A 23248-nucleotide genomic window follows, 5' to 3' on the forward strand; every position below is an offset into this window, starting at 1 on the left:
TTGCTGCCCGTGACGGGGGAAGCTCTGGCAGCCGGCGCTGCCCGTTGGACGGCCCGGATCACGCCGAACCGCCTGCGCGTCGGGCTGATCGCCGTGATCTCGGCCGCCGTCTATGCCGTGCTCGGCCTGGTCAAGCTGGCCACCTATCGCGCCAGCACGTTCGATCTGGTGATCGTGGACCAGGCCGTGCGCAACTACGCGCACTTCCGGCCGCCGTACATCCCGATGGTCGGCGCCTTCCACGACCGGGGGCTGGACTACCTCCAGCTCGCCGACCACTTCTCGCCCATTTACGCGCTGCTGGCGCCCTTCTACTGGATCCATGACGGGCCGGCCTCGCTGATCGTGGCGCAGGCGCTGCTGTTCGCCGCCGCGATCCCGTTCATCTGGCTGTTCACCAGGCGGATGCTGGGGACCACCCCGGCCTACCTGGTCGCCGTGGCCTACGCGCTGTCGTGGCCCGTCGCGCAGGCGATCGCGTTCGACGCGCACGAGGTGATGTTCGTCCCACTGCTCACCGCGATCATGATCGAGCGCTACCACGCGGGGCGGCTGCTGCCCGCCTTCGCGGCGATGGGCGCGCTCCTCCTGGTCAAGGAGGACATGGGGCTCACCGTGATCGGCTTCGGCCTCTACCTCTTCCTCACCGGCGACAGGTTCCGCGGGATGTGCTGCGCCGCGATCGGCCTCGGCGGGGTCATGCTCACCCGGGGCGCGCTCATTTCGCTGCTCGGCGGCCAGAGCGCGGACTTCTGGGCCTATGGCCACCTGGGGCCCGACGCGCCGAGCGCGATCCTGACGCTGCTGCGCGACCCGCTGGCCGCGCTGCTGCTGCCCTTCAGCGAGGAGACCAAGGTCGACACGCTGTTCCTGCTGGCCTGGCCGACGCTGCTGCTCTGCCTGCTGTCGCCGCTGTCGCTGGTCGCGCTGCCGCACGTGCTCGAACGCATGCTGTCGGACCGCGAGCCGTGGTGGCGGGCGGACTTCCAGTACAACGCCTTCACCGTGGTGATCCTGCTCCTGGCGGGGGTCGACGGGCTGTCCAGGCTGCTGCGCCGGATCAACCGCGCCGACGACCGCTCGCTCAAGCTGGCCTGGTCGGCGGGCGCGCTCGTGGTCGCGCTCACCCTGGTGCCGAAGTTCGCCCTGGACCAGCTCTACCATCCGGCCTTCTACAAGGCGGAGGAGATCCGCACCGAATCGGCCGCCGCGGCGGTGGCCACGGTTCCCACGGGGGTCACCGTGGAGGCCGCCAACTCGCTCGGTCCGGCGCTGACCTCCCGCACCACCGTCCTGCTCTGGACCGGGCAGCCGCGCGGCGCCGCGTGGGTGGCGGCCGACACGGCCCGCTGGCAGTTCCCGTTCGGCTCCCCCGACGATCAGCGCGCCCAGGTCGACCGGCTGGTGACCGAGGGATATACGAAGGTGTTCGACCGCGATGGGTATGTGGTGCTACGTCGTACGTGACGTGGCTTCCGGTCCGAAGCGGGCGGCGATATCCCGTTCCCATGACGCGAGGAAGGCCGGGTAGCCGTCGGCGAACTCCCGCAGCTCCCGCTCCCCTGCCGGCGAAAGCGCGGTCAGCTCGTACGTGACCCGCACAGCGCTCCCGCCGCCGTGGCCCGCACCGACGGCCACCCTGACGGTCCCGGCCCGCGAACCCGGCGTCACCCGCGCGTACGAGACGTGCCGCCCCCTCTCCCTGCCGAGCACCACCCAGGTGGTCCGCTCGCCGTGGGCGTCGGTCTCGAACACGGTGCCCGGCTCGCTGTCGTCGTCGGTGGGCACGGGGAAGCGGGGCAGCCAACCGGCCACCCACTCCTCCTCCCCTCGGGGCGTGAACAGCCGGAACGCCTCGGCAGGCGGCATCGCCACCGCGAGCTGTCCGCTGAGCCGGACCTGGGCGCCGCTCACTTCTCCACCATCCGGTGCGCGTCGGCGGCGGTCAGCGTGAGGCCGTAGACGGCCTTGAGCTGCTCGATCTTGCCCAGCGTCTCGGGCGTGAAGGGCGCCTGCCCCTCGAAGGCGTGCAAGGCGATCCCCTCCACCAGATCGCCCAGCGACATGTCCAGATATTCGGCCAAGCCCTTGAGCACCTTGAGCAGGTTGCGCTCGAGCCGCAACCCGGTCTGCGTGCGATCAACTGTTACCATAGTAACAATGTACGCGACTTGGCATGTAGCCCCTGCCCAAGGCGGCTTATCCGATGGCCTCCGCGTACGCCCGGTCGAAGCCCGCCAGGACGGTCGGCCAGGTGCCCGCCGACGGCGGGACGGCGCGGTTGTGGGCGATCATGCGCTGCCGCAGCTCGGGATCCGTGGCCAGGCGGGCCACGGCGGCGGCCAGGTCGCCCAGGCTGCGGCCGAGCAGCCCCTCCGTGCCGTTCTGGACGAAGTCGGCCACCCCGCTCTGCGCCCGCGCCACCACGGGCAGCCCGGCGGCGCGGGCCTCCAGCGCGGCGATCCCGAACGACTCGCGTGGCGCCGGCGCCACGAACACGTCGGCCGACTCCAGCACCTTGGCGATCTGCTCGCGGGTGTAGCGTCCCGGCAACGAGACCCAGCCCGTCATGCCGTGCCTGGCCAGGTAGCGCTCCATCTGGGCGCGGGCCGGGCCGTCGCCGATCACCGTGGCGCGCAGCGGAATGCCCTGCGGGACCCGGGAGCGCACCATGTCGAGCAGCTTGAGCAGCCGGACCGGCTGCTTGCGCGGCGCGAGACGGCCCACGGCCACGATGTGCACCTCGTCGCGCGGCTCCGGCGGGGACCCGGAGAACAGCCGCCAGCCCGACAGGTCGAGGCCGTTGGACACCACGTGCACGGGCACCCCCTCCCCCGCGACCGACCGGATCGGGGCCGCCGCCGCGTTGCTGACCGTGGTGGCCACCAGCCCCCAGCTCTGCCAGCCGTAGACCAGCCGCAGCAACCGGTAGATCCCGCGCGTGACGGGATCCCACATGCTGTGCACGGTCACGACACAGGGAATTCCGGCCCGTTTCGCGGCCCGCACCCCCATCCAGGCGAACGGCGAGACCGCGCCCATGTGGACGTGCACCACGTCGGGCCGCGAGGAGGTCAGCCGCCGCGTGAGATGTCCCACTCCGAACGGGTGGACCGGCAGGTCGAAGGGCATCCTGGCGACGATCCTGTGCACACCGGGCAGCGCCTCTCCCTTGGTCGCGGTCGCCACATCGACGGCGTGGCCGGCCTCGCGCTGCGTACGCACGAGGTCGGCGACCTGAACCTCGATCCCCCCGAGTCGCGGCAGGTAACAGTCACTCACGTGAAAGATCCGCACCCCTCCCAGACTAATCTGGGCGTTGTGCCTCCACGTACCGCTGTGTTCTTCCACGCCCATCCCGACGACGAGGCCTTGCTGACGGCCGGCACGATGGCGATGCTCGCGGCCGAGGGGCACCGCGTGGTCCTCGTGGTGGCGACCGCCGGCGAGCGCGGCCTGGCCGAGATGGGGCCGGGCGAGGAGTTGCGCGCGACCCGCCTGAAGGAGCTGTACGAGTCGGCGGCCCTGCTCGGCTGCGCCCGTGTCGAGTGCCTCGGCTACGGCGACTCGGGCCTGAGCCCGCAGGGCGGCCGCGCCGAGGAGCGGCCCGACGACGCCTTCATCGACGCCGACTCCGAGAAGGCCGCCGGGAAGCTGGCCGCCATCCTGGAGGAGGAGCGGGCGGACCTGCTGTCGATCTACGATCCGGCGGGCGGCTACGGCCATCCCGACCACGTCCAGGTGCACCGGGTGGGGCGGCGGGCGGCGGAGATCGCGGGCACGGCGGTCGTGCTGGAGGCGACGGTCAACCGCGACCCGCTGGTCAGGCTGCTGAAGCTGGCCGGGAAGTTCTACCGGTTCCCGCCCGAGTTCGACGTACGGACCTTCGAGAGCGCCTACTCGGCGAGTGAGACGATCACCCACCGGGTAAATGTCCGGAAATATACGAAACAGAAGCGGGCGTCCATGTCCGCGCACGCCTCCCAGGCGACCGGCGGCGACAGCGACCGCACGCTGGCCGTGATGCTCAAGGTGCCCGGCCCGCTCTACCGGCTCGTCTTCGGCACCGAGTGGTACGTACGGCGCGATCTTCCACCCGGCACCCGCCTCAGTCATCCTCTGGACCAGTGGCCGAAATGAGTCCCCAGTATGATCCGGGCCGCCCCCGCGACCGGCAGACTGTACCCCGATGAAGAACAGATGGCTCCAGATCACGCTGTCGGCGCTCTCCCTGGCGCTGGCCATGGCCCTCGTGGTCTACCTGCCGCAGATCGTCCACTCGCTGACCGGCAAGCCCGTGTCCTGGCGCGAGATCGGCGCGCTCTTCCACAGCCTCAGCTTCGGCACCATCGCCCTGATGACCGCGGTCTGGCTGCTGAGCCTGCTGGCCTACACCTTCGTGCTCACCAACTCGCTGCCGGGTCTCAACAACCTGCAGGCGCTCACGCTCAACGCGGCGGGCAGCGCGGTGAGCAACCTGCTGCCGTTCGGCGGCGCGGCCGGGGTGGCGCTGACGTTCGCGATGACCAGGGGCTGGGGGTTCGCCAACCGGTCGATAGTGGTGATGACCCTGGTCAGCGGCATCTGGAACACACTGTTTAGATTCATCCTGCCCGCCGTCGGCATCATCGCGCTGCTGGCGGCCGGCAAGGCGCCCAACCCGACGGTGGCCAAGGCCGGCTGGGTGGGCGCGGTGTCGATCCTGGCGCTCTGCCTGGTCGTGGCCGCCGCCCTCTACTGGGACCGCGCCGCCGCCCTCCTGGGCAAGGGCCTCGACTTCCTCGTACGCCTGTTCAGGCTGAAGTTCCACGCCTCCGAGGCGCTCGAGCGGCTGCGCAAGGACACCGCCGAGATCGTGAAGTCGCGCTCGATCGGCCTGTCGCTGGCCATGGTCTTCTTCCTGGGCTTCCAGTGGGCGATCATGGTCGTCTGCATGCACGCCACCGGCGCCTATCCGGGGCTGGCCCAGTCGATCGCCGTCTTCGCCCTGTCGCGCGTGCTGACCAGCGCGCTGGTCACGCCGAGCGGCGCGGGGATCATGGAGAGCGGCGTGGCCGCACTGCTCTACGCCTTCGGCGTGGCACCCGCCCCGGCGACGGCGACCGCACTGCTTTTCGGCTTCTGGACTTACACTATCGAGATCCCGTTCGGCGGCCTCGCTCTAGGCGCGTGGGCGCTACTGCGCAGGCGCAACGCCAGGAACGCCGACGCGGAGCCCCCGTCCGCGATCTCGAAGGCCCCCTAGTGACAATCCCAAACCGAACAGGCGTTAATCAATCACGGCCCTTGTGCCTGATTCGGAAGCCCGCATAGCGTGGCGGCTGACATGGTGGCGTTCCGAGTTCTGGGGCCAGTCGAGGCGTACGAACACGACGACGAACTCGACCTCGGCGGGTTGCGGCAGCGGGCCGTCCTCGCCCGGCTTCTCGTGGCCAGAGGTCAGGTCGTGCCGGTTGACACGCTCCTTTACGACTTGTGGGATGACGACACGGCCAAGGGAGCCCAGTCGGGGCTCCAGGTTTACATCTCTCGGCTGCGCCGGGTGCTGGAGCCGGGCCGACCGCGTGGCGGGCCCAACCGCCTGCTGGTGACCGTCGCCTCCGGCTACGCACTGCGGGTGGCGCCCGACCAGGTCGACGCGCTCAAGTTCGAGCAGTTGGTCAGGGCGGCGGGCGAGCACCTCGAGGAGGGCGATCCGCAGTCCGCGCGCGCCCGCCTGGAGAAGGCGCTCGGCCTGTGGCGGGGCACCCCCTACTCCGACTTCGCCGACCAGCAGTGGGCGGAGGCCGAGGTCAACAGGCTGACCGAGCTGCGGCTGGTGGCGCGTGAGCGGCACGCCGACACCGGGCTGCGCCTCGGCCTGCCCGCCGAGACCGTGCCCGACCTGGAGGCGCTCACCACCGAGCACCCGCTGCGCGAGGAGGGCTGGCGCCTGCTCGGCCTCGGCCTCTACCGCTGCGGCCGGCAGGGCGACGCGCTGGCGGCGCTGCGCCGGGCCAGAGGCATCCTGGCCGACGAACTGGGCATCGACCCGGGGCCGGCGCTGCGCAAGCTGGAGTCCGACATCCTGGCCCAGGCGCCCGAGCTGGAGCTGAGCGTCGCGCCGCGGCCGTCCAGGCCCGTGCAGGCGCCCACCGACACCTGGCCGCCCCGGCCCGCCGCCCCGGTCGAGCCGCCGCCGCTGGAGCCCGAGCCGTTCGTCGGCCGCGACGCCGAGCTGGCCAGGCTGACCACGGCCGCCGCCCGCACCGGCAGGTTCCAGGTGGCGATCGTCGCGGGCGTCGCGGGCGCGGGCAAGACCACGCTGCTGCGCCAGCTCGACGGCAAGCTCACCGGCGACGGCTGGATCACCGCCTCCGGCGCCTGCCCCGACTCCAGCGCGACACCACCGGGCTGGGCGTGGGTGGAGATCCTGCGCGCCCTGGTGGGGATGACCGGCGCGGGCGAATACGCCCAGCTGCTGGCGCCGCTGCTCGACGACGCCGACCCCGATCCCGACGACGACGAGGTGTCCGGCGGCTTCCGGCTGCACCGGGCGGTCGGCGGCTACCTCGCGGGGGTGGCCCGGCGCGCGCCGGTGCTGCTCACGCTCGAAGACCTCCACTGGGCCGACGACCAGACGCTGGCGCTGCTGCGCGCGCTGCCCAGCCTGCTGGCCACCAGCCGGGTGCTGCTCGTGGTCACCTGCAGGGAGAGCGAGCTCGACGACCGCCAGTCCGACGTGCTGGCCGCGCTCGCCCGGCTCGGCCCGGTGCGGGTCGGGCTGTCCGGCCTCGACCCCAAGGCCGTGGGCGAGCTGGTCAGGGCCACCTGCGTGCGCGAGATCGACGAGGACGCGGTCGAATCCATCGTCGAGCGCACCGGCGGCAACCCGTTCTTCGTGCGCGAGACCGTACGCCTGCTCGACTCCGAGGGCGCGGCCGACCGGGCCAGCGCGGTCGAGGTGCTGTCGCGAGTGCCCTCCGGGGTGCGCGACGTGCTGCGGCGGCGCATCTCCCGGCTGCCCGCCGGAGCCCAGCAGATCCTGTTGCAGGCGGCGGTGATCGGCCGCGACGTCGACGTCGACGTGCTGGTCGACGTGGCGGGCGACGAGGACGCCGTGGTGGAGGCGGTCGAGGCGGCGCTGCTGGCCGGGCTGGTGACCGAGCCGGGGCCCGGGCTGCTCAGGTTCGATCACGACCTGGTGCGCGACACGATCTACTCCGACGCGTCGCGGCTGCGCCGCACCCGGCTGCACGCGGCGGTCGCGTCGGTCATCGAGCGGCGCACGCCGTCCGACGTGGCGGCGCTGGCGCACCACTACTTCCTGGCCGACGCCGCCGAGAAGGCCGTCCACTACGCCGGACTGGCCGCCGAGCAGGCCGAGCGCAGGTTCGCGCACCGCGAGGCCGCCACGCTGTGGGAGCAGGCCATCGCGGCGTTCGACCGCACCGGCGGCGACACCAAGGACCGGCTGCAGCTCATGCTCCGCCAGATCAGGGCCCTGGCGCTGTGCGGCGACATGACCGCGGCGCGGCTGCTGCGCCGCCAGGCCATGGACTCCGCGCTGCCGCTGGGTGACCTGGAGATCACCGCGCGGGTGGCGGCCTCGCTCGCCGTACCGCACAAGGGGATGGCCCGCGACTTCACCCGCACCGCGTGGGAGATCGTCGACGTCACCGAGAAGGCGCTGATGGAGCTCCCCGAAGGGGAGCAGACGCTGCGCGCGAGCCTGCTCACCACGCTGGCGCTGGAGTTGGAGGGCTCCTCCTCGCCCGAGCGGGGGCGGCAGGCGTCGCTGGAGGCGCTGGAGCTGGCCAGGCAGAGCGGCGACCCGACGCTGCTGGCGGCGGCCCTCAGCGGGCGGCTGCGCCAGTCCTACGACATCCCGGCGGTCGACACCCGCGAGAGCATCGGCCGCGAGCTGCTGGAGGTCGCCCAGCGCTCCGGGCAGATGGCCACGCAGGCGCTGGCCCACCTGGTGCTGCTCGAATGCGCGGCGGCCCGCGGCGAGTTCGCCATCGCCGACGAGCACGCCGCCGCGGCCGACCGGCTGGCCAGACAGTACGACCTGTCGGCGCCGGCGGCCGTCTGCGCCTGGTATTCCGGTCAGCGGCTGATGATCGCCGGCGACTACCGCGGCGCCGAGCGGGCCTACGCCGACGCGGCCAGGATGACCGAGCGGGCGGGCATGCTGGAGGGCCGCCAGGACCTGCCGCTGATCACCACGTTCTGTCTGCACCTGGTCGACGGCCGGGCGGCCGAGACGGTCGGGCAGATCGCCGACAAGCACCAGCGGGGCGCGAAGTGGACCCTCGACGCCTACGCGCTGGCGCTCGCCTCCGCGGGTCGCGTGGCCGACGCCAAGGCCGTGGCCGCCGTACGCCCGCCGGTGCGGCCCGACTTCCTGTACGAGCTGGCGATGACCTGGCGGGCGCTGGCCGGGATGCTGCTCGACGACCGCGAACGGATGATCGACTGCTACGACAAGCTCAAGCCGTTCGCCGACCGCATCGCGGGCGCCGGCACCGGGGTCGTGGCGCTCTGGCCGGTGGCCCTGACGCTCGGCGACCTGGCGGTGCGGCTGGGTCAGCCGGACGCGTCGCGGGCCCACTACGAGAAGGCGCTGGAGGTGGCCGAGCGGGTCGGCGTGCCGCGCTGGGTGGAGGCGGCGCGGCGGTCGGTCAGCAACTCACCTGGAAGCGGTCGCTCTTGATGGTCTTGGCGCCCTCGACGGTGAGCTCGATGCGATACCAGCCGGCGTTGTTCGAGATGGTGGGGTTCCAGCGCACGGTCTTCCTGTCGCCGGCGAAGCCGTCATAGACGACGAAGTAGGAGTGCCAGGTGTTGGTGCCTGGGCTCCAGCGGGCCAGCTGCCAGCTGTACAGAACTGTGTGGTCGGCCTCGGGGTTGACCACCACGCTGCGGGCCACGAACGTCTTGACACACCCGGCGTCGCCGCCCGGCAGCGCGCTGACGCTGATCTTGCCCGGCTCGGCGGCCTCGGGCGTCCGGGGGGTGGCCGGGTAGGTGATGGGCAGCTCGCGGGCCGACAGGGTGACCGTCTGCGCCGGGCGCGGCGCGGAGTTGGCGGTGTCGTAGGCCGAGAAACCGACATAGGCTCCGGTGAAGGCGAGGGCCGCCACGAAGAGCTTGGCCGTGCTGGCCGTGCCGGAGGCCAGAACCGCGGTGCTTCTCGTTGCCATGATCAACACTCCTTCTCGTTCACCTACAGTGGTACGCGAAGGTGGTTGAACCCTGGTTGTCGATGAGTTGCACCCTGCTGTGGCGACGGCTCGCCCCTTGAACTAAGGTAAGGCTGACCTAAAGCACGCGACGGGGGTGTGGGGTCCTTGATGCGACGTCTGGCGATCACCATCGAACCCGTGGGGCCGATCTGGCTGGGGGTCGTGCTGATCATCGCCCTGTTCGGCGCGTTCCAGGCGTACTACTGGATCGGCCGCAGGCTCGGCGAGAAGCTGTACGACTCGCGCATCGGCGTCAACCTCGGCCGTGAGCGGATCGCGAAGGTCGAGCGGGTCGTCGAGAAGTGGGGCGCGTTCGCGGTCTATGGGTGCTTCTGGGTGCCCATGCTCCGGCACACGCTGCCGTGGGTCGCCGGGGCGCTGCGCGTCTCCTACCCCTGGTACCTCGTGGCCAGCGCGCTGGGCTGCCTGACCTGGGCGCCCATCTGGTGGTTCGGCCTGAGCGCGCTGGTCTGGGCCTGGCTCCAGGTCGCCGCGCGGTCGCCGATCACGGCGGCGGTCCTGGCGGTGCTGTTCGTCGGCGGGGTGATCGCGTTCGTCGTGTGGCGCCGGAAGAAGCGGGCGGACAAGGTGCTGGCCGCCTGAGTGTCCCCAAGTTGGGACAGAGTTCGGCATATTAAGCGGTGATCACCTGGGACCATGTCGGCATGCATATTGGGGGTTTCATCGGCGGCGCCGCGCTCGCCGTGGTCGTGGGGATCTCGTCGCCCGCAGCGGCCGCGCAGGCGGCGGATCCGCCCGTTGTGGCGGCAAAGTCCGCATATGTGGTCGATTCAGCGGGAACGATCCACTTCAACAAGCGGGAGACGAGCCGCGTCCCGGTCGCCAGCCTCGTCAAGGTGATGACGGCCTACGTGGTGCTCCGCGAGGCCAAACTGGGCGACACCATCACGATCACCGCGGCCGACGTCAAGCACGCGACCAAGTACGGCGGCACCACCGCCTCGCTGAAGAAGGGCGAGCGGCTCACGGTCAGGGACCTGCTGTACGGGCTCATGCTCCCCTCGGGGGCCGACGCCGCCAACGCGCTGGCCAGGACGTACGGGCCGGGCAACGCGGCATTCGTCGCCAAGATGAACGCCGCGGCCAATCGGCTGCGCCTGGCCGACACCCGCTACACCAACGCCGACGGCCTGCCCGTGCCCAGCAACGGCGGTTACTCCACGGCCGTCGACCAGACCAAGCTGGCGCAGGCGGCCCTGCGTGACACGACGTTCAAGACGGTCGTCGGGCGCGCGGTGCACAAGGTGGCCAAGACGTCCGCGCACCGGGCGCACACCTGGCGTAACTCCAACAAACTGCTCACGCAGGCTGACGGGGTGCTGGGGGTCAAGACCGGCTACACAAACGCGGCGGGGTTCTGCCTGCTGTTCGCGGGCGAGCGCGGCGGCAGGCAGGTGGTGGGCGTACTCCTCGGGGACCAGGACGCGCGCCGCTTCAGCACGGCCGAGAAGCTGCTCGACTACGCGGGCGAGCAGATCGCGGGCAGCTGATCCGAGCATCGGTGATGACCTGGCGAGCGGCCAGGTCATCACCGGCTCCCGGCCGCTCCCGGCGGAGCGACCGTGAGCGGTCGTGAGCGGTCGGGTGGCCGGGAGCGGTCAGGCGGCTGGGAGCGGCCGGGTGACTGGGATCGGTCAGGCGGCTGGGAGCGGCCGGGTGACTGGGATCGGTCAGGCGGCTGGGAGCGGCCGGGTGACTGGGAGCGGCCGTGAGCCGGGTGGGCCGGGTGGCATCCTCAGCTGCGGAGAAATCCCTGGTAGTCCTTGGCAGCTACCTCGCTGCATTTATCCCGATATACGCCGACACCGCCGACATACGGCATGAAAACCCGAGGCTTCCCGGGGATGTTCGCCCCCATGTACCAGGAGTCGGCCCGCGGGAACAGCGTCAGCTTCGCGATCTCGTTCACCTGCTCCACCCACGCGTCCTCGGCCTGCGGATCCGCGTCGATGACCCGCCCGTCCAGCCGCTCCAGGCACTCGGCGATCCAGTCCACGTGCTGCTCGATCGAGACGATCATGTTGCTCAGCACCGACGGGCTCCCCGGCCCGGTGATCGTGAACAGGTTGGGGAACCCGGCGCTCATCAGCCCGAGATAGCTCCTGGGCCCCGCCCGCCATTTGTCCCGCAGCGACAGCCCGCCCTCGCCCCGGATGTCGATGGCCAGCAGCGGCCCGGTCATCGCGTCGAACCCCGTCGCGTACACGATCACGTCCACCGGGTGCTCACGCTCGGCCGTACGCACGCCGCCAGGGGTGAGCTCCCTGATGGGCGCGGTCCTGAGGTCGGCGAGGGTGACGTTCGGGCGGTTGTACGCGGCGTAGTAGCCCGTGTCGACACAGAGGCGCTTGCTTCCTATGGGGTGGCCGCCGGGAAGGAGCCGCTCGGCCACCGCCGGGTTCCGTACCGTGGCCCGGATCTTGTCGTGGACGAAGCCGGCGGCCGTCCGGTTCGCCTCCTCGTTGACCAACAGGTCGGAGAACGAGCCGAGGAAGCCCAGGCCGCCCCGCTCCCAGCGCGCCTCGAACTCCCGCCCCCGCACCTCGTCCGTCACCGCCAGGGCGGAGTCGGGGTTCGGGCTGGCCAGGAGACCGCTGTGGGAGGTACGCAGCTGACGGCGGAGATCCTGGTGGTTGGCCTTGAACCACTGCTCGTACTCCGGCGACAGCGGCCCATTGCGCGCGGGAACGCTGAAGTTGGGCGTCCGCTGGAACACCGTCACATGCTCGGCGCTCTCCGCGATGACCGGAATGGACTGGATGCCCGACGAGCCGGTGCCGATGACCGCCACCCGCCGCCCGGACAGGTCCACGCCATCGGCCGGCCACCGTCCCGTGTGATAGCTCGGCCCCCGAAAGGAACCGGGCAGACCGGGGAGGTTGGCCACGGACAGGCAGCCGACCGCCGTGACGAGGTAGCGGGCCGACAGACGCTCGCCGCCGCCGGTCTCGACCCTCCATGTTCCGGGCGCATCCCAGGAGGCGGCCGTGACGCGGGTGTCCAGCTGGATGTCGGGGCGCAGGTCGAAGCGGTCGGCGACGTAATCGAGGTAGCGGAGGATCTCGGGCTGGGCGGCGTACCGCTCGGTCCAGGTCCATTCACGCTGGAGGTCGTCGGCGAAGGAGTAGGAGTACTGCAGGCTCTCGACGTCGCAGCGGGCTCCGGGGTAGCGGTTCCAGTACCAGGTGCCGCCGACGCCACCGCCCGCCTCCAGGACGCGGGCCGCCATGCCTAGGCCGCGCAGGCGGTGGAGCATGTACAGGCCGGCGAATCCGGCGCCAATGATGATCACGTCGTGGTCGGTCGATCCTGCGGGCATCGCGCCTCCATCGGCGATCGAGAGGGACCTCCCTCTAGGAGAACACGGCCCGTACTACAGAACACGGCCCGCCGGACAGCGGTTGCCGACCGGCCGGGGCTCGAATGGCTGTCCTGGTGCGGTGCCGCCTTAGGGCTATCCCTTGGCCAGGCCCTGAGGTGCTCGGCCCCTCACCCGATCTACGCTGGATCCCACCTGCGGCCCGAGGCGCGTGTGGTGGCTTCCTCCATCGAAAGCGGGGGGCTCGATGGTTCAAGCGCCATTCGCCCGAGGAGCTGACCGGCAGGTTGGCGATTACCGGCTCTGCGGACGGCTCGGCTCCGGCGGACAGGGGGCCGTCTACGAGGTCTTCGAGAGGGACGGCACCCGGGGCGGCCGGCAAGCCGCTCAGGCGCGACCGGATGGAAAGGGCGAAGGCCAGAGCCCGTTTCGCCAAAGAGGTCGCCGCCACCCGCCGGGTGGCGGCGTTCTGCATGGCGGGCCAAGCTCAGCAGGCCACCTGAGCCAGGGACAGGCCTGACCTGGGCACAGGCCCAAGCCGAGCACAGGCTCGAGCTGGGCACAGGCCCGACCCAAGTACAGGCCCGACCCAAGTACAGGCCCGAGCCGGGCACAGGCCCGAGCCGGGAGTTCTCACATCCGGATCGATTTCGGGGTCGTGCCGGTCGGCGTGCGCAGCTTCAGGCGTCCAGGTGGCCCGGTCGGCGGCGCGGGCGGCGCGGCCGAGGGTCGTCCCGTAGGTGCCGGTGGTGGGTCCGTCGCCACCAGGCAGCCCCGGCACGGCGCCCAGAGGAAGCCCGACCAGGCCGAGGAGCCGTTCCACACCGAGCCGGTCCACTGCCACGACCAGGCGGTCGTCGCGTAGTAGCGGTTGTCGCCGCAGGCGCCGCCCCAGCCCCAGGTCGGGGCGAACGTGAAGGAGGACGAGCCCGACACCTGCCCGGTGCCGCCGCACTGCACCCAGGTGCCGCCGTCCCAGTAGTAGAGGAGGTTCTCGCTGATCTGCGTGGTACGCCACCGGCTGTTGTTGCGGTAGGAGAAGCCGTCGGCCCCGGTGTGAACGCCGTCCGGCAGGAACTCCACCCGTGACCGGGTGCCATGCTCATAGCCGCCCGTGGTGGACGTGGCCCAGCCGTAGCTGAAGATCCAGTAGTCGGGCGGTCCCAGTTCCTCGAACGCGGGCTTCCAGATGTAGTCGTCGATGTCCCCGTCGTAGGCGCATTCCCAGGTCTCGCCGCTGACGGTGACGAGGTCGCCCTGCGCCGCCTCGTCGCACCGGTCGCCGGGGTAGTCGGCGTACGCGGCGCCCTGGCCTATGGCCAAGGGCGCCGCCACGAGTAAGAGAGTGGTGAGCACGTGCCGCCAGCTGCGGAACGGCCCTCTCATAACGTACGCTTCCGCGATTTCTTCCTGATCATTCGCACAAAGTAACTTTGGCCCAGGAAGCCGTCAAGGCGTACCTTGACCATCGTTTCCGAATAATTGCTGACCTGAAGCTATGCCGCCCGCAGCGTGAACCGCACGGTCGCGTGCTCTTCTGAATCGCCGTTGATATCGACCCGGAAAGCCGGATCGGTGCCGTTGACGTCATAGGAAGTGGCGGCGAAGGACGAGATGAACCAGTTAACGCGTACATTTCGCGAGTTCAGCCGCCCGTCCAGGCAGTCTCGGGTCAGGTATTCGGCCGACCCATCCGTCCCCACGAGAATCGCGTTGGATTCGGACTTCCATACTCCGGTGACACCCTTCGGAATCAGGTCGGGAGGGGTGGAGACCCACTGCCCGTGGTCGAGGCGAATCCGCGCGAGGTGGAGGTCGCAGAGGCTCGACTGATCGTTCGCCAGCTTGACTTCGACGGACAGATGCCCGAACGCGGCGCCCGCCGACCGTACGGCCGTCGTCGAGACCCCCGCCGACCGTACGGCCGTCGTCAAGGCGCCCGCCGACTGCGCGGCCGTCGTCGAAGTCGCGCCGGCCACAGCCGGCAGGCCAACCGTCATCGTCAACGCCGAGAGACAGGCGGCGAAAACCCTGCGGCTGAGCGTCTTCCTGGTCATGACTCTCTCCTGCTCATCGGTGGTGGGCTCAGCGGTGGTACGCGGTGGGCGCGGGGAACCCCGCACCCACCGCTCGGTGAATCGCTGGTACTTCAGCTGCCGGGCTGGATTACTCAGGCAGGAAATAGGTGAACTGCCCGCCCGCGTGGTTACCGCCGCCGATCACGACATTGGTACGGAAGGCGGGGTCCGTTCCGGCGGCGTCGCCGGAATTACCACCAGAGAACGGGTTGTCCCAGTGCGCATGGATCCGCTTGGTGTTGTTGCTCGCTGGATCGCAGTTCTCGGTGATGTAGTCGGCTTCTCCTTCGGTTCCGGTGCCGACCCCGTTCGACTCGGATTCCCAGCTGACGAGCCGGCCCGACTTGATCCGCTCCGGCGGCTGCCTGCTCCACTCGCCGTGGTCGAGCCGTGCCGTGACGAGCTTCAGGCCGCAACCCGTGTTGTTGCTCAAGAAGACCTCGAAGCTGATGAACGAACGAGCGGAGCCGGCGCTCGCACTCGCTCCGGCCGCGGATGCGATCAGGCCGGCCGACAACAGCCCCGTGGCGATGACGGCACTGCCGAGCCTGCGCATCCCGCGCCTGGTGATGCCTTTACTGTGCATTTCCGTTCCCCTTTTTAGGGCGATGAGCTCCTGACTCCTTAAAGTTAGGAGGGATTCAACCGCGCCCACATACCCAGCCTTGGGGATTGCCCCGACACCGTGCCTGACACTATGCTTCCGAGTGTCGCTGAAATATGGGGCATCGCGTATAGGAGAAATGCACCCATCAAGCACCCTATATCGCTGAAATCTCCCGGTGCGCTTTATCGGCCGCCTGAACAGCCGGGGGCAGCGGCAGAAACTTGGGACATATCCGTGGATCGCCACTCCGCTGAGGTTCGGCCGAGAGGGCGGCTCGGGCTCATCGGGATGCGCACAGCCTCGTCAGCGCGCTGACAGCCCCCGAGCCAAGCGTCGGCGTCCCGTCCGCTTTATAGGGTTAAGGGATGATATGTCAGTAAAGCGAGGGTTGACCGTAGATGACTGGTAGTAGATAACGGTATTCCGGCACGGGCACCAAAACCCGGACCCTCGGAGACGCCGATGACGAGTGTCGCCAGTCCCGCGATGGTCGGACGCGAAGCGCCGTTGCGAGCACTCCTCGGCGCGATCACCCGACCGCCCGCCGTGGCCCTGGTGGAGGGCGAGGCGGGGATCGGCAAGACTCGGCTGGTGCGGGCGGCCATCGACCTCCTGCGCGACGGCGGGCGCACCGTGCTGCTCGGCCACTGCCACCAGCTCAGGGAGCCCTTCCCGTACGGCCCGGTGTTCGACGCGCTGCGCCACGTCGCCGCCGCCCTGCCCGGGACCGAGGCGCTCAACCCGGTGACCGGGGCACTGCGCGGCTACCTCCCCGAGCTCGCCGGGCACCTGCCGCCCTCACTGCCGCCGGTCGACGACCCGCGGGCCGAGCGGCACCGCCTGTTCCGCGCGGTCCACGCGCTGCTGGACGCCGCGGCGCCGGTCGTCCTGGTGGTGGAGGACCTGCACTGGGCCGACGACGGCACCCGGGACCTGCTGCGGTTCCTCACCCAGCAACCGCCCGAGGGCCTGGCGCTGGTGGTGACCTTCCGGCGGGAGGACCTGCCCGTGTCCGGGCTGCCGTTGGGCCACGCCTATCGGCATCCGCCGGGCGCCAACAGCGTGGTGATCTCGCTCAAGCCGCTGGACGTCGAGGCCGTCAGGACCCTGACCAGCACGCTGCTCGGCCGCCCCCAGGTGACGGAGTGCTTCGCCGCCAGGCTGCGCGAACGGACGGCCGGCGTACCGTTCCTCATCGAGGAGGTCGTCCGCTCGCTGCTCGACGGCGACGGCCAGTTCCCGGACGGTGTGGAGGAGCCGGAGGCGCTCGACCGCATCGCGGTGCCGCTGCTGCTCCGCGAGGCGATGGCGGAGCGGCTCGCGGAGCTGTCGCCGCCCGCGCTGCGCGCGGTGCACGCCGCCGCCGTGCTCAAGCTCCCCGCCGACGAACGGCTGATCGCCGCCATCTCAAGCAGCGCCATCTCAAGCACCGCCGACGAACCACTGCTCGCCGCCATCTCCAGCACCACCGACGAACCGCCGATCGCCCCCGCCGGAGCCGCCCTGCGCGAGGCGCTCAAGGCCGGCGTCCTGCTGGAGCACCCCGACGGCCAGTACGGCTTCCGCCACGCGCTCGCCCAGCAGGCCGTCTACGACGCGATCCCCGGCCCCGACCGGCAGCTCACCCACAGACGGGCCATGGCGGCACTGGCCGCGCTGGACCCGCCGCCGCTCGTACAGCTCGCCTACCACGCCAGACGCGCGGGCGAGTTCGAGGCGTGGCGCAGGCACGGCGTCGCCGCCGCGGACCAGGCGGCGGCGCTGGGCGACGTCCCGCTCGTGGTCGAGCTGCTGGAGGGCATGCTGGCCGACCCCAAGCTGCCGCGCGAGGCCCGCGGCCCGCTGGCCCTGCAGCTCAGCCGGCTCGCGACGATCGGGCTCTCGCATCGGCGCGCCGTGCGGATGCTCCGCCGCCTGCTGTCGGACGACTTCCTGACCGGGGACGTCCGCGGCGAGGCCAGGCTGAACCTGGGCGTCCTGCTGGCCAACCAGGCGGGCGACATAGCGGCGGGACGCCAGGAGGTCCTCGCCGCGCTCCCCGACCTGGCGGGCCGGCCCGGCATCGCCGCCAGGGGGCTGGCCCTGCTGGCGATGCCCGCCTGGGGCGGCGAGCCGATCGCCACCCACAAGAAGTGGATGGACCAGGCCGAGAGCCTCCTGGTCGCCGTCGCCGACGAGGACCCCGAGCTGACCGCGACGGTGTACGTCAACAAGGTCACCTTCGCCATGCTCGTGGGCGCGCCCGACGCCTTCGCGCTGGCCGGCACGCTGCCCGTGAGCGATCCGTCGGCGGCCGTACGCAGGCAGGCCGCGCGCGGCTACTCCAACCTGTGCGACGCGGCGACCGCGCTCGGCCACTACGGCCCGGCCGGCCGGTTCGCGCGCGAGGGCAGGCGGATCGCCGGGGAGACCGGCGCCCTGTACCCCGCCTACCTGGTGGAGGTGTCGTCGATCAAGCTCGACTGGCTGACCGGACGCTGGGACGGCCTGCGGGAGCGGGCGCTCGCGGCGGTCGAGATGACCCCCGACACGCCGCTGCTCAGCGTGGACGCCCGGCTGGTCCTGGGCATGCTGGCGCTGGCCAGGGGCGAGTGGCAGGAGGCCGGCGAGCACCTGGAGGCGGCCGGTCCGCGCGAGCCTGACTCGGCCTTCCTCCCGGTCGCGGCCGCCGCCTCCGGCGGGCTGGTCGAGCTGCACATGACCCACGACTCCGTGGACGACGCGCTGTCGGAGGCCGACAGCGCGGTGACCAGGCTGCGGCACAAGGGCGTGTGGGTGTGGGGCGAGCAGGTGGTGCCGGTGGCCGTCACCGCGCTGCTCAGGGCGGAGCGGCCCGCCCAGGCCGCCGAGCTGGTGGCCGAGTTCGCGGCGGGTGTCGCGGGCACGACCGCGCCGGCGGCCGAGGCGGCGCTGGAGTCGGCGCGCGGCGCGCTGGCCGGGGCGAGTGGCCGGTTCGAGGAGGCCGCCCGCTACTACGGCCGGGCGCGGGCCGCCTACGAGGCGATGCCCAGGCCGTACGGGGCGGCTCGGGCGGCGGAGGCCGAGGCGGGCGCGCGGCTCGCGCTCGGCGACAGGGCGGCCGCCGCGGAGATCCTCGCGCACGCGGACGAGTGCTACACCGCGCTCGGCGCCACCCACGACGCGGCGCGCTGCCGCCATCTGCTGCGGGAGATCGGCGTGGGCGGCCGGCCGCGCCGGGGGCGGAAGCCGGCCGGCGGGGTGCTGTCGCCCAGGGAGAGCGAGGTGGCCAGGCTGGTCGTGCTCGGCCGGACCAACAGGGAGATCGCCGAGGTGCTGTTCCTGTCGCGTCGCACGGTCGACACCCATGTGGCGCGGGTGCTGCAGAAACTCGGCGTCCGCACGCGTAACGAAGTGGCTCTCCCTCCATGAGCCGAAGCCCTGGCCGGATGACCGGCCAGGGCTTCGGTGTCGTGTGTCAGAGGGTGATGCTCCAGGTGTCCAGGCGCCCGGTGTCGAGGAAGTAGTCGTCGGTGACTTCGAGCACCCAGGTGCCCGCCGCCTGCTGGCTCACCGGGACCGAGTACGTCCTGGTGCCGTACGAGGTGCAGCTGGTGCCGCCGGAACCGTCGACCGAGTACCACGTACCGTTCGGCCCGCGGAGCCGGATGTCGAGATCCTCCGCGCAGGTGTGCGCGATGGTGACCGACAGCTTGACCGGCGAGACCGCCGTGCCCGTCGCCGTGGAGGTGATCGGGCTCTGTATGGTGGCGAAGTCGTTGATGGCGTAGTCGGTGCCGTTGGTGAACGTCCTGCCGCCCGAGGTGCTCTGCACCGTGAGCGCGTAGGTCGTGGTGTGCGTCGCCGTCACGCCGGTGCCGGTCACCGTCACGGTGTACGAGCCGGCGGGCGTGGTCGGCGCGGTCGAGATCGTCAGGGTGGACGACCCGCCCGAGGTCACCGAGGCCGGGTTGAAGGCGGCCGTGGCGCCCGTGGGCAGACCACTCGTCGCGGCCAGGTTCACGGCCTGCGCGGTGCCCGCCGTCGTGGTGGTGCCGATGGTGGTCGTGGCCGCGGAGCCGGCCTGCACCGTGCCGGACGTCGGGTTGGCCGAGATCGAGAAGTCCCGGGTCGCGGTGCCGACCTGGAGGGTGTAGACCGCGGTGTGCGTGGCCGACCCCGCACCGGTGACGGTGATCGGGTACGAGCCCTGAGCCACCGAGGAGCCGACGGACAGGGTCAGCGTCGAGGAGTTGCCGGAGGTGACCGACGACGGGCTGAAGCTCGCCGTGACGCCACTGGGCTGCCCGGACGCGCTCAGGGTGACCGTCTGGGCGCTGCCGGACGTGGTCTGGGTGTTGACCGTGGTGGTCACCTGCTGGCCGGGCTGGGCGCTACCGGTCGACGGGTTGAGCGAGAGTGAGAAGTCGTTGCCGGGGGTGCCGCAGGCGGGCTCGCCCGACGCCGCCGCCACGCTCACCGCGCTCCACGCCGCCTTGGTGGTGTTGCACTCGGCGCTGTTGGCGCCGAACAGCTCGATCGCCGCCGCGACGGAGGCCGCGCGGGCGTTGGTGTAGCGCCAGCTGGAGGTCTTGCGGTTCAGGGCGCCCAGGTAGATCTGGCCGGCCTTCTGCACGCCGACGCCGGTCACCGATGACGGGCCACCGGAGCAGATCGGGCTGGTCGGCTTGCCGCCGCCGGGGTTGTTGCCCTCGGCCAGCAGGTAGAACCAGTGGTTCAGCGGACCGGCCGCCGCGTGCACCTCGGTGCTGGGGATCGAGGAGGAGTAGCAGTTCGGGTCGCCGAGCGCGCTCGGGTTGTACATGTTGCGGATCGGCCCGTCGCCGACGAGGTCCACCTCTTCGCCGACCAGGTAGTCCGGCGGGTCGTTGGGGTTGTTGGCGTAGTGCTCGGTCAGGGCGCCGAAGATGTCACCGGTGCCCTCGTTGATGCCGCCGTTCTCGTTTCCGGAACCGGCCCCGCCGGGCGTGGTCTGGAAGATGGCGTGCCCGAACTCGTGCGCCACCACGTCGATGTTGGTGGCCTGCCGGGTGTTGGCCTGGTTGTGGCCGAAGTTGGTGTAGCTGCCGTTCCAGTAGGCGTTGACGTCGGCCAGGCCGACGCGGGCGGGGAAGCCCCTGCCGCTGCCGTTGATGCCGTTGCGGCCAAGCCAGTCACGCAGCATGTCCCACTCGCGCTGGACGGAGTAGAGCGCGTCGACGCAGCCGGTCTCCAGGTTGGTGCCGCTGCCGTTGCCCCACGCGTCGTCGGTGCCGGTGTAGGCGGTGCCGCCCTGCCCGCCGCACTGGATGCCGGGCCTGGTCGTGTCGGTCATCGAGTACGAGCTGCCGGAGCCGCTCGTGTTGATGGTGACCTGGCCGTAGTAGTAGCTGTTGCCGCTGCCCTCACGTACCAGGTCGTAGGAGTCGGCGATCTTGCCGGTACTGGCGTCCACGAAAACGTGCTGGATGCTCGGCCGGCCCTTGACCAGGCCGCTGACGACGGCCTCCCAGCTCAGCGTGGGCTTGCCGGTCCAGGCGAGCACCACCAGGCGCGGGGCGGCGGAGTCGTCGACGCGCGAGAGCCGGGTCTTCGCCACCTCCGTCGCCCGCTCCGCGCTGATCGTGGCCGTGGTCCCCACGTCCTGGGCGCTCGGCCCGGCCGCCGCGACGGTGTCGCGGACGTGCCCCGCCGAGTCGGTGACGACGACCGCGTCCCCGCCGACCACCGGCAGCCCCTTGTAGGAGCGCTCGTAGCCGACGAAGTACATGTCGCTGGTGCCGCGGGTGACCGACACGCGGCTGTACGCCTCGTCAGGTCCCTTGGCCAGCTTGTCGAGCCCGCTGGAGACGGCCTTGTCGGCGACCGCCGCCGCGAGCGAGCCCGGGTCGGCCGCCGCTCGCGCCCGCGCGCCGGAGTCTTCCTTACCGGCTCCGGGTGGGGCGGCGTACGCGGTGGGGACGGCGAGAGCCATCGACGCGGCAGTGGCGAGTCCCACGGCCGCGGCGGCTAAGGCAGTGCGTTTCACGCGTGGTGCTCCTTTCGGCGTTTCCCGGCCGCCGCGGCGTGCGCGCGCACGCCGACCACGCCGCCTCAGGGATCGCCTGGGCCGCGGAACCGACCGGGAAAGGGGGGTGGGTGAGGGAGCGGGTTGAGCGGACGAACCGTTGACCTTGCTGCCGCCAGACGCTAAGCGCTGCGATCAGGCGTGCAAATACGTATGTGCATCGGTAGCCATACCGATCTTTCGGTCCGCCCTGGTCAGAGCGCCCGAGAGGGGCGGTCCCTAGAGCCGGGCACTGCCCCGCATGAGGCCGTGGCAGGCGATCGCGGCCGCCGCCACCACGTTCAGCGAGTCCACACCGGCCGCCATGGCCGCGGGACTCATGGGAATGCACACGGGCTCATCGGCCTCTTGCGACCACCGCGAGGAGAGGCCGTCGCCTTCTGAGCCCAGCAGCAGCGCCACCCGATCCGTCATCTTGACCGCGTCCAGCGGCGTGGCGCTCTGATCGGGGGTCAGCGCGAGCAACTGATAGCCCGCCTCACGCATCTGCTCCAGCCCGTTGTACCAGTTGTCCATCCGCGCGTACGGAATGGAGAACACCGCGCCCATCGAGACCTTCACCGACCGCCGATACAGCGGATCAGCGCACCGAGGGGACAGGATGACCCCGTCCACCCCCAGCGCGGCGGCGCACCTGAAGATCGCGCCGACGTTCGAGTGGTCCACGAGGTCCTCCAGGACCACCACGCGTGAGGTGCCCGCCAGCACCCGCTCCACCGACGGCAGCGGCAGGCGTTCCATCGACGCCAGCGCTCCCCGGTGCACCTGGAACCCGGCGACGCCCAGCATGGTCTCGTCGCTCACCACGTACACCGTCGCGTCCCCGAGCACGTCCGCCAGTGGTTCCAGCCAGCGCGCGGTCGTCAGGACCGATCTGATCGGGTAGCCGGCCCCGATCGCGCGTCTGATCACCTTCTCGCCCTCGGCCACGAACAGGCCGCGCTCCGCCTCCAGGCTCTTGCGCAGGTCCACGTCCCTGAGCCGGGTGTAGTCGGTCAGGCGTGGGTCGGCGGGGTCCGTTACGTAGTCAGGCACCTTCAGATACTGCCACGAGGCGCATGACCTGCCAGACGGCCGCATAGCAGCTGAGCACCAGGCAGAGGCCCACGAGCGTGCCCGCGCCCACCTTGGTGATGACGCTGGGCATGCCGAGCTCCGGGACGGGCTCGTCGACCATGGGCCACAGGAAGGCGCCCGCGACGGTGCCGGCCACGCACAGGGCCAGGACCGCCCGTCGTACCCCCATGTGGAGCCGCAGCCGGTCGGGGACGGTCGCGGCGCCCATCCGGGTGAGGCCGCGCCAGGCCCACCACACCACGATGGCCAGGCCCACCACCGAGGAGGTGTACTGGAGCAGGCGGAACAGCCTGATCACCCCGAACACCGACACATCCAGCCACGTGCCCCACTCGGCGGGGCCGGTGGTGTGGGTGAAGGAGTCCCACAGGACGTGGGAGGCGGCGCCGATCAGGGCGCCGGCCAGGACGGCCGGCAGATCGCGCAGGCGCGGCGGGAGCAGGGTCGCGGCGCGGCCCGCGAAGGCGGGTGGGAGCAGGGAGATCAGCGGCTCGCGGAAGAAGAGGTGGAACAGGGCCAGCAGGATGAGGACGGCGGCCAGGTCGGTGGTGACGACGCCGTGCCAGGAGTGCCAGTCGGTGTAGTCGGGCAGGAACGGCAGGAAGATCGGCAGGTCGGGGACCATCGCGCCGATCGCCAGCGCCCACGGGTTGACCAGCCTGCGAAACAGGGGCGACGACACCAGGGGAAGCACCGCCGCGATGTGACTGGGCGTGAACGGCACCGGCGCCAACCTCCCTCGTAGCTGATCTTCGAAGATTACCTCGCGAACCTTGAACAAGCTTTGCCCACAGACCCTAAAGTCACTATAAGTAATGGGTAGTTTACTTATCGCTGTCGACGGCCGGGGTCGGGATTCGGGGGTTCAAGGTGCCTGAACAGCGGGTTCACGCT

Annotated in this window: 19 protein-coding genes; 8 read left to right on the forward strand and 11 right to left on the reverse strand. The window is 71.0% G+C overall.

What is annotated here, in order from left to right; translation table 11 throughout:
* Nucleotides 1-9 precede the first annotated feature (9 nt).
* Nucleotides 10-1467 carry a DUF2079 domain-containing protein gene (locus AB0B61_RS04995; RefSeq protein ID WP_358428127.1) on the forward strand — a complete coding sequence of 486 codons (1458 nt, stop codon included), beginning with the start codon at nt 10-12 and terminating at the stop codon, nt 1465-1467.
* Here the strand turns inward: AB0B61_RS04995 and AB0B61_RS05000 are convergent.
* From AB0B61_RS05000 to AB0B61_RS05010, 3 genes are read right to left on the reverse strand one after another with little or no spacing between them, the layout of a single operon-like run.
* Nucleotides 1453-1914 (reverse strand): SRPBCC family protein, encoded by a 462-nt coding sequence (locus tag AB0B61_RS05000; RefSeq protein ID WP_358428130.1) that lies wholly within the window; start codon nt 1912-1914, stop codon nt 1453-1455. The two genes, AB0B61_RS04995 and AB0B61_RS05000, sit on opposite strands and share 15 nt — an antisense overlap.
* The gene (locus AB0B61_RS05005) at nt 1911-2153 is read right to left on the reverse strand and encodes a hypothetical protein (protein WP_358428133.1); all 243 of its coding nucleotides are present in this window, start codon (nt 2151-2153) and stop codon (nt 1911-1913) included. Before AB0B61_RS05005 ends, AB0B61_RS05000 begins: the two co-directional genes overlap by 4 nt.
* A 46-nt stretch (nt 2154-2199) precedes the next feature.
* On the reverse strand, nt 2200-3282 hold the full coding sequence (locus AB0B61_RS05010; RefSeq protein ID WP_358428136.1) for a glycosyltransferase family 4 protein: 1083 nt from the start codon (nt 3280-3282) through the stop codon (nt 2200-2202).
* Between the two features lie 39 nt (nt 3283-3321).
* Here AB0B61_RS05010 and AB0B61_RS05015 point away from each other — a divergent pair, with 39 nt between their 5' ends.
* From AB0B61_RS05015 to AB0B61_RS05025, 3 genes are all read left to right on the forward strand, one after another.
* The gene (locus AB0B61_RS05015; protein ID WP_358428139.1) at nt 3322-4140 is read left to right on the forward strand and encodes a PIG-L family deacetylase; all 819 of its coding nucleotides are present in this window, start codon (nt 3322-3324) and stop codon (nt 4138-4140) included.
* A 49-nt stretch (nt 4141-4189) separates the two neighbouring features.
* Nucleotides 4190-5245 carry a lysylphosphatidylglycerol synthase domain-containing protein gene (locus tag AB0B61_RS05020; RefSeq protein WP_358428142.1) on the forward strand — a complete coding sequence of 352 codons (1056 nt, stop codon included), beginning with the start codon at nt 4190-4192 and terminating at the stop codon, nt 5243-5245.
* A gap of 81 nt (nt 5246-5326) precedes the next feature.
* Nucleotides 5327-8695, forward strand: coding sequence for a BTAD domain-containing putative transcriptional regulator (locus tag AB0B61_RS05025; RefSeq protein ID WP_358428146.1), 3369 nt, complete (start codon nt 5327-5329; stop codon nt 8693-8695).
* Here AB0B61_RS05025 and AB0B61_RS05030 read toward each other — a convergent pair.
* Nucleotides 8664-9185, reverse strand: a complete 522-nt coding sequence (locus tag AB0B61_RS05030) for a hypothetical protein (protein ID WP_358428149.1) — start codon at nt 9183-9185, stop codon at nt 8664-8666. The two genes, AB0B61_RS05025 and AB0B61_RS05030, sit on opposite strands and share 32 nt — an antisense overlap.
* Before the next feature lie 150 nt (nt 9186-9335).
* Here AB0B61_RS05030 and AB0B61_RS05035 point away from each other — a divergent pair, with 150 nt between their 5' ends.
* From AB0B61_RS05035 to AB0B61_RS05045, 3 genes are all read left to right on the forward strand, one after another.
* Nucleotides 9336-9830 carry a VTT domain-containing protein gene (locus AB0B61_RS05035; protein WP_358428152.1) on the forward strand — a complete coding sequence of 165 codons (495 nt, stop codon included), beginning with the start codon at nt 9336-9338 and terminating at the stop codon, nt 9828-9830.
* A 62-nt stretch (nt 9831-9892) separates the two neighbouring features.
* On the forward strand, nt 9893-10738 hold the full coding sequence (locus tag AB0B61_RS05040) for a serine hydrolase (protein ID WP_358428155.1): 846 nt from the start codon (nt 9893-9895) through the stop codon (nt 10736-10738).
* Between the two features lie 72 nt (nt 10739-10810).
* Complete coding sequence (locus AB0B61_RS05045; RefSeq protein ID WP_358428158.1) at nt 10811-10960, forward strand: hypothetical protein; 150 nt, start codon at nt 10811-10813, stop codon at nt 10958-10960.
* 23 nt (nt 10961-10983) lie between these two features.
* Here the strand turns inward: AB0B61_RS05045 and AB0B61_RS05050 are convergent, their stop codons facing one another.
* The 4 genes from AB0B61_RS05050 to AB0B61_RS05065 all read right to left on the reverse strand — a co-directional run bounded on the left by AB0B61_RS05050 (nt 10984) and on the right by AB0B61_RS05065 (nt 15201).
* On the reverse strand, nt 10984-12567 hold the full coding sequence (locus AB0B61_RS05050; RefSeq protein WP_358428160.1) for an NAD(P)/FAD-dependent oxidoreductase: 1584 nt from the start codon (nt 12565-12567) through the stop codon (nt 10984-10986).
* Between the two features lie 633 nt (nt 12568-13200).
* Complete coding sequence (locus AB0B61_RS05055; RefSeq protein ID WP_358428163.1) at nt 13201-13902, reverse strand: hypothetical protein; 702 nt, start codon at nt 13900-13902, stop codon at nt 13201-13203.
* A gap of 161 nt (nt 13903-14063) precedes the next feature.
* A complete protein-coding gene (locus AB0B61_RS05060; protein ID WP_358428166.1) occupies nt 14064-14624 on the reverse strand; it encodes a hypothetical protein in 561 nt (186 codons plus the stop codon).
* Between the two features lie 109 nt (nt 14625-14733).
* On the reverse strand, nt 14734-15201 hold the full coding sequence (locus AB0B61_RS05065) for a hypothetical protein (protein WP_358428169.1): 468 nt from the start codon (nt 15199-15201) through the stop codon (nt 14734-14736).
* A 513-nt stretch (nt 15202-15714) separates the two neighbouring features.
* Between AB0B61_RS05065 and AB0B61_RS05070 the strand changes: the two genes are divergently transcribed.
* Entirely contained in the window at nt 15715-18642 is a 2928-nt protein-coding gene (locus AB0B61_RS05070; RefSeq protein ID WP_358428172.1) for an AAA family ATPase, read from the forward strand.
* Nucleotides 18643-18688: 46 nt separating this feature from the next.
* Here AB0B61_RS05070 and AB0B61_RS05075 read toward each other — a convergent pair whose 3' ends face one another.
* The 3 genes from AB0B61_RS05075 to AB0B61_RS05085 form a co-directional block, all read right to left on the reverse strand.
* Nucleotides 18689-21238 carry a M4 family metallopeptidase gene (locus AB0B61_RS05075; RefSeq protein ID WP_358428175.1) on the reverse strand — a complete coding sequence of 850 codons (2550 nt, stop codon included), beginning with the start codon at nt 21236-21238 and terminating at the stop codon, nt 18689-18691.
* 258 nt (nt 21239-21496) lie between these two features.
* Nucleotides 21497-22357 (reverse strand): RNA methyltransferase, encoded by an 861-nt coding sequence (locus AB0B61_RS05080; protein ID WP_358428178.1) that lies wholly within the window; start codon nt 22355-22357, stop codon nt 21497-21499.
* Nucleotides 22305-23078 (reverse strand): DUF4184 family protein, encoded by a 774-nt coding sequence (locus AB0B61_RS05085; protein ID WP_358428181.1) that lies wholly within the window; start codon nt 23076-23078, stop codon nt 22305-22307. Before AB0B61_RS05085 ends, AB0B61_RS05080 begins: the two co-directional genes overlap by 53 nt.
* Nucleotides 23079-23248: the final 170 nt, after the last annotated feature.

The sequence above is a fragment of the Nonomuraea sp. NPDC049158 genome (assembly GCF_040648335.1).
In the GTDB taxonomy this organism is placed as follows: Bacteria; Actinomycetota; Actinomycetes; order Streptosporangiales; family Streptosporangiaceae; genus Nonomuraea.

Excerpts from the sequence above, each read along its gene's own strand:
- AB0B61_RS05005 (WP_358428133.1), bottom strand. The coding sequence starts at position 2,153 with ATGGTAACAGTTGATCGCACGCAGACCGGGTTGCGGCTCGAGCGCAAC.
- AB0B61_RS05020 (WP_358428142.1), top strand. The coding sequence starts at position 4,190 with ATGAAGAACAGATGGCTCCAGATCACGCTGTCGGCGCTCTCCCTGGCG.
- AB0B61_RS05025 (WP_358428146.1), top strand. The coding sequence starts at position 5,327 with ATGGTGGCGTTCCGAGTTCTGGGGCCAGTCGAGGCGTACGAACACGAC.
- AB0B61_RS05030 (WP_358428149.1), bottom strand. The coding sequence starts at position 9,185 with ATGGCAACGAGAAGCACCGCGGTTCTGGCCTCCGGCACGGCCAGCACG.
- AB0B61_RS05035 (WP_358428152.1), top strand. The coding sequence starts at position 9,336 with ATGCGACGTCTGGCGATCACCATCGAACCCGTGGGGCCGATCTGGCTG.
- AB0B61_RS05040 (WP_358428155.1), top strand. The coding sequence starts at position 9,893 with ATGCATATTGGGGGTTTCATCGGCGGCGCCGCGCTCGCCGTGGTCGTG.
- AB0B61_RS05050 (WP_358428160.1), bottom strand. The coding sequence starts at position 12,567 with ATGCCCGCAGGATCGACCGACCACGACGTGATCATCATTGGCGCCGGA.
- AB0B61_RS05060 (WP_358428166.1), bottom strand. The coding sequence starts at position 14,624 with ATGACCAGGAAGACGCTCAGCCGCAGGGTTTTCGCCGCCTGTCTCTCG.
- AB0B61_RS05065 (WP_358428169.1), bottom strand. The coding sequence starts at position 15,201 with ATGCGCAGGCTCGGCAGTGCCGTCATCGCCACGGGGCTGTTGTCGGCC.
- AB0B61_RS05070 (WP_358428172.1), top strand. The coding sequence starts at position 15,715 with ATGACGAGTGTCGCCAGTCCCGCGATGGTCGGACGCGAAGCGCCGTTG.
- AB0B61_RS05080 (WP_358428178.1), bottom strand. The coding sequence starts at position 22,357 with ATGCGGCCGTCTGGCAGGTCATGCGCCTCGTGGCAGTATCTGAAGGTG.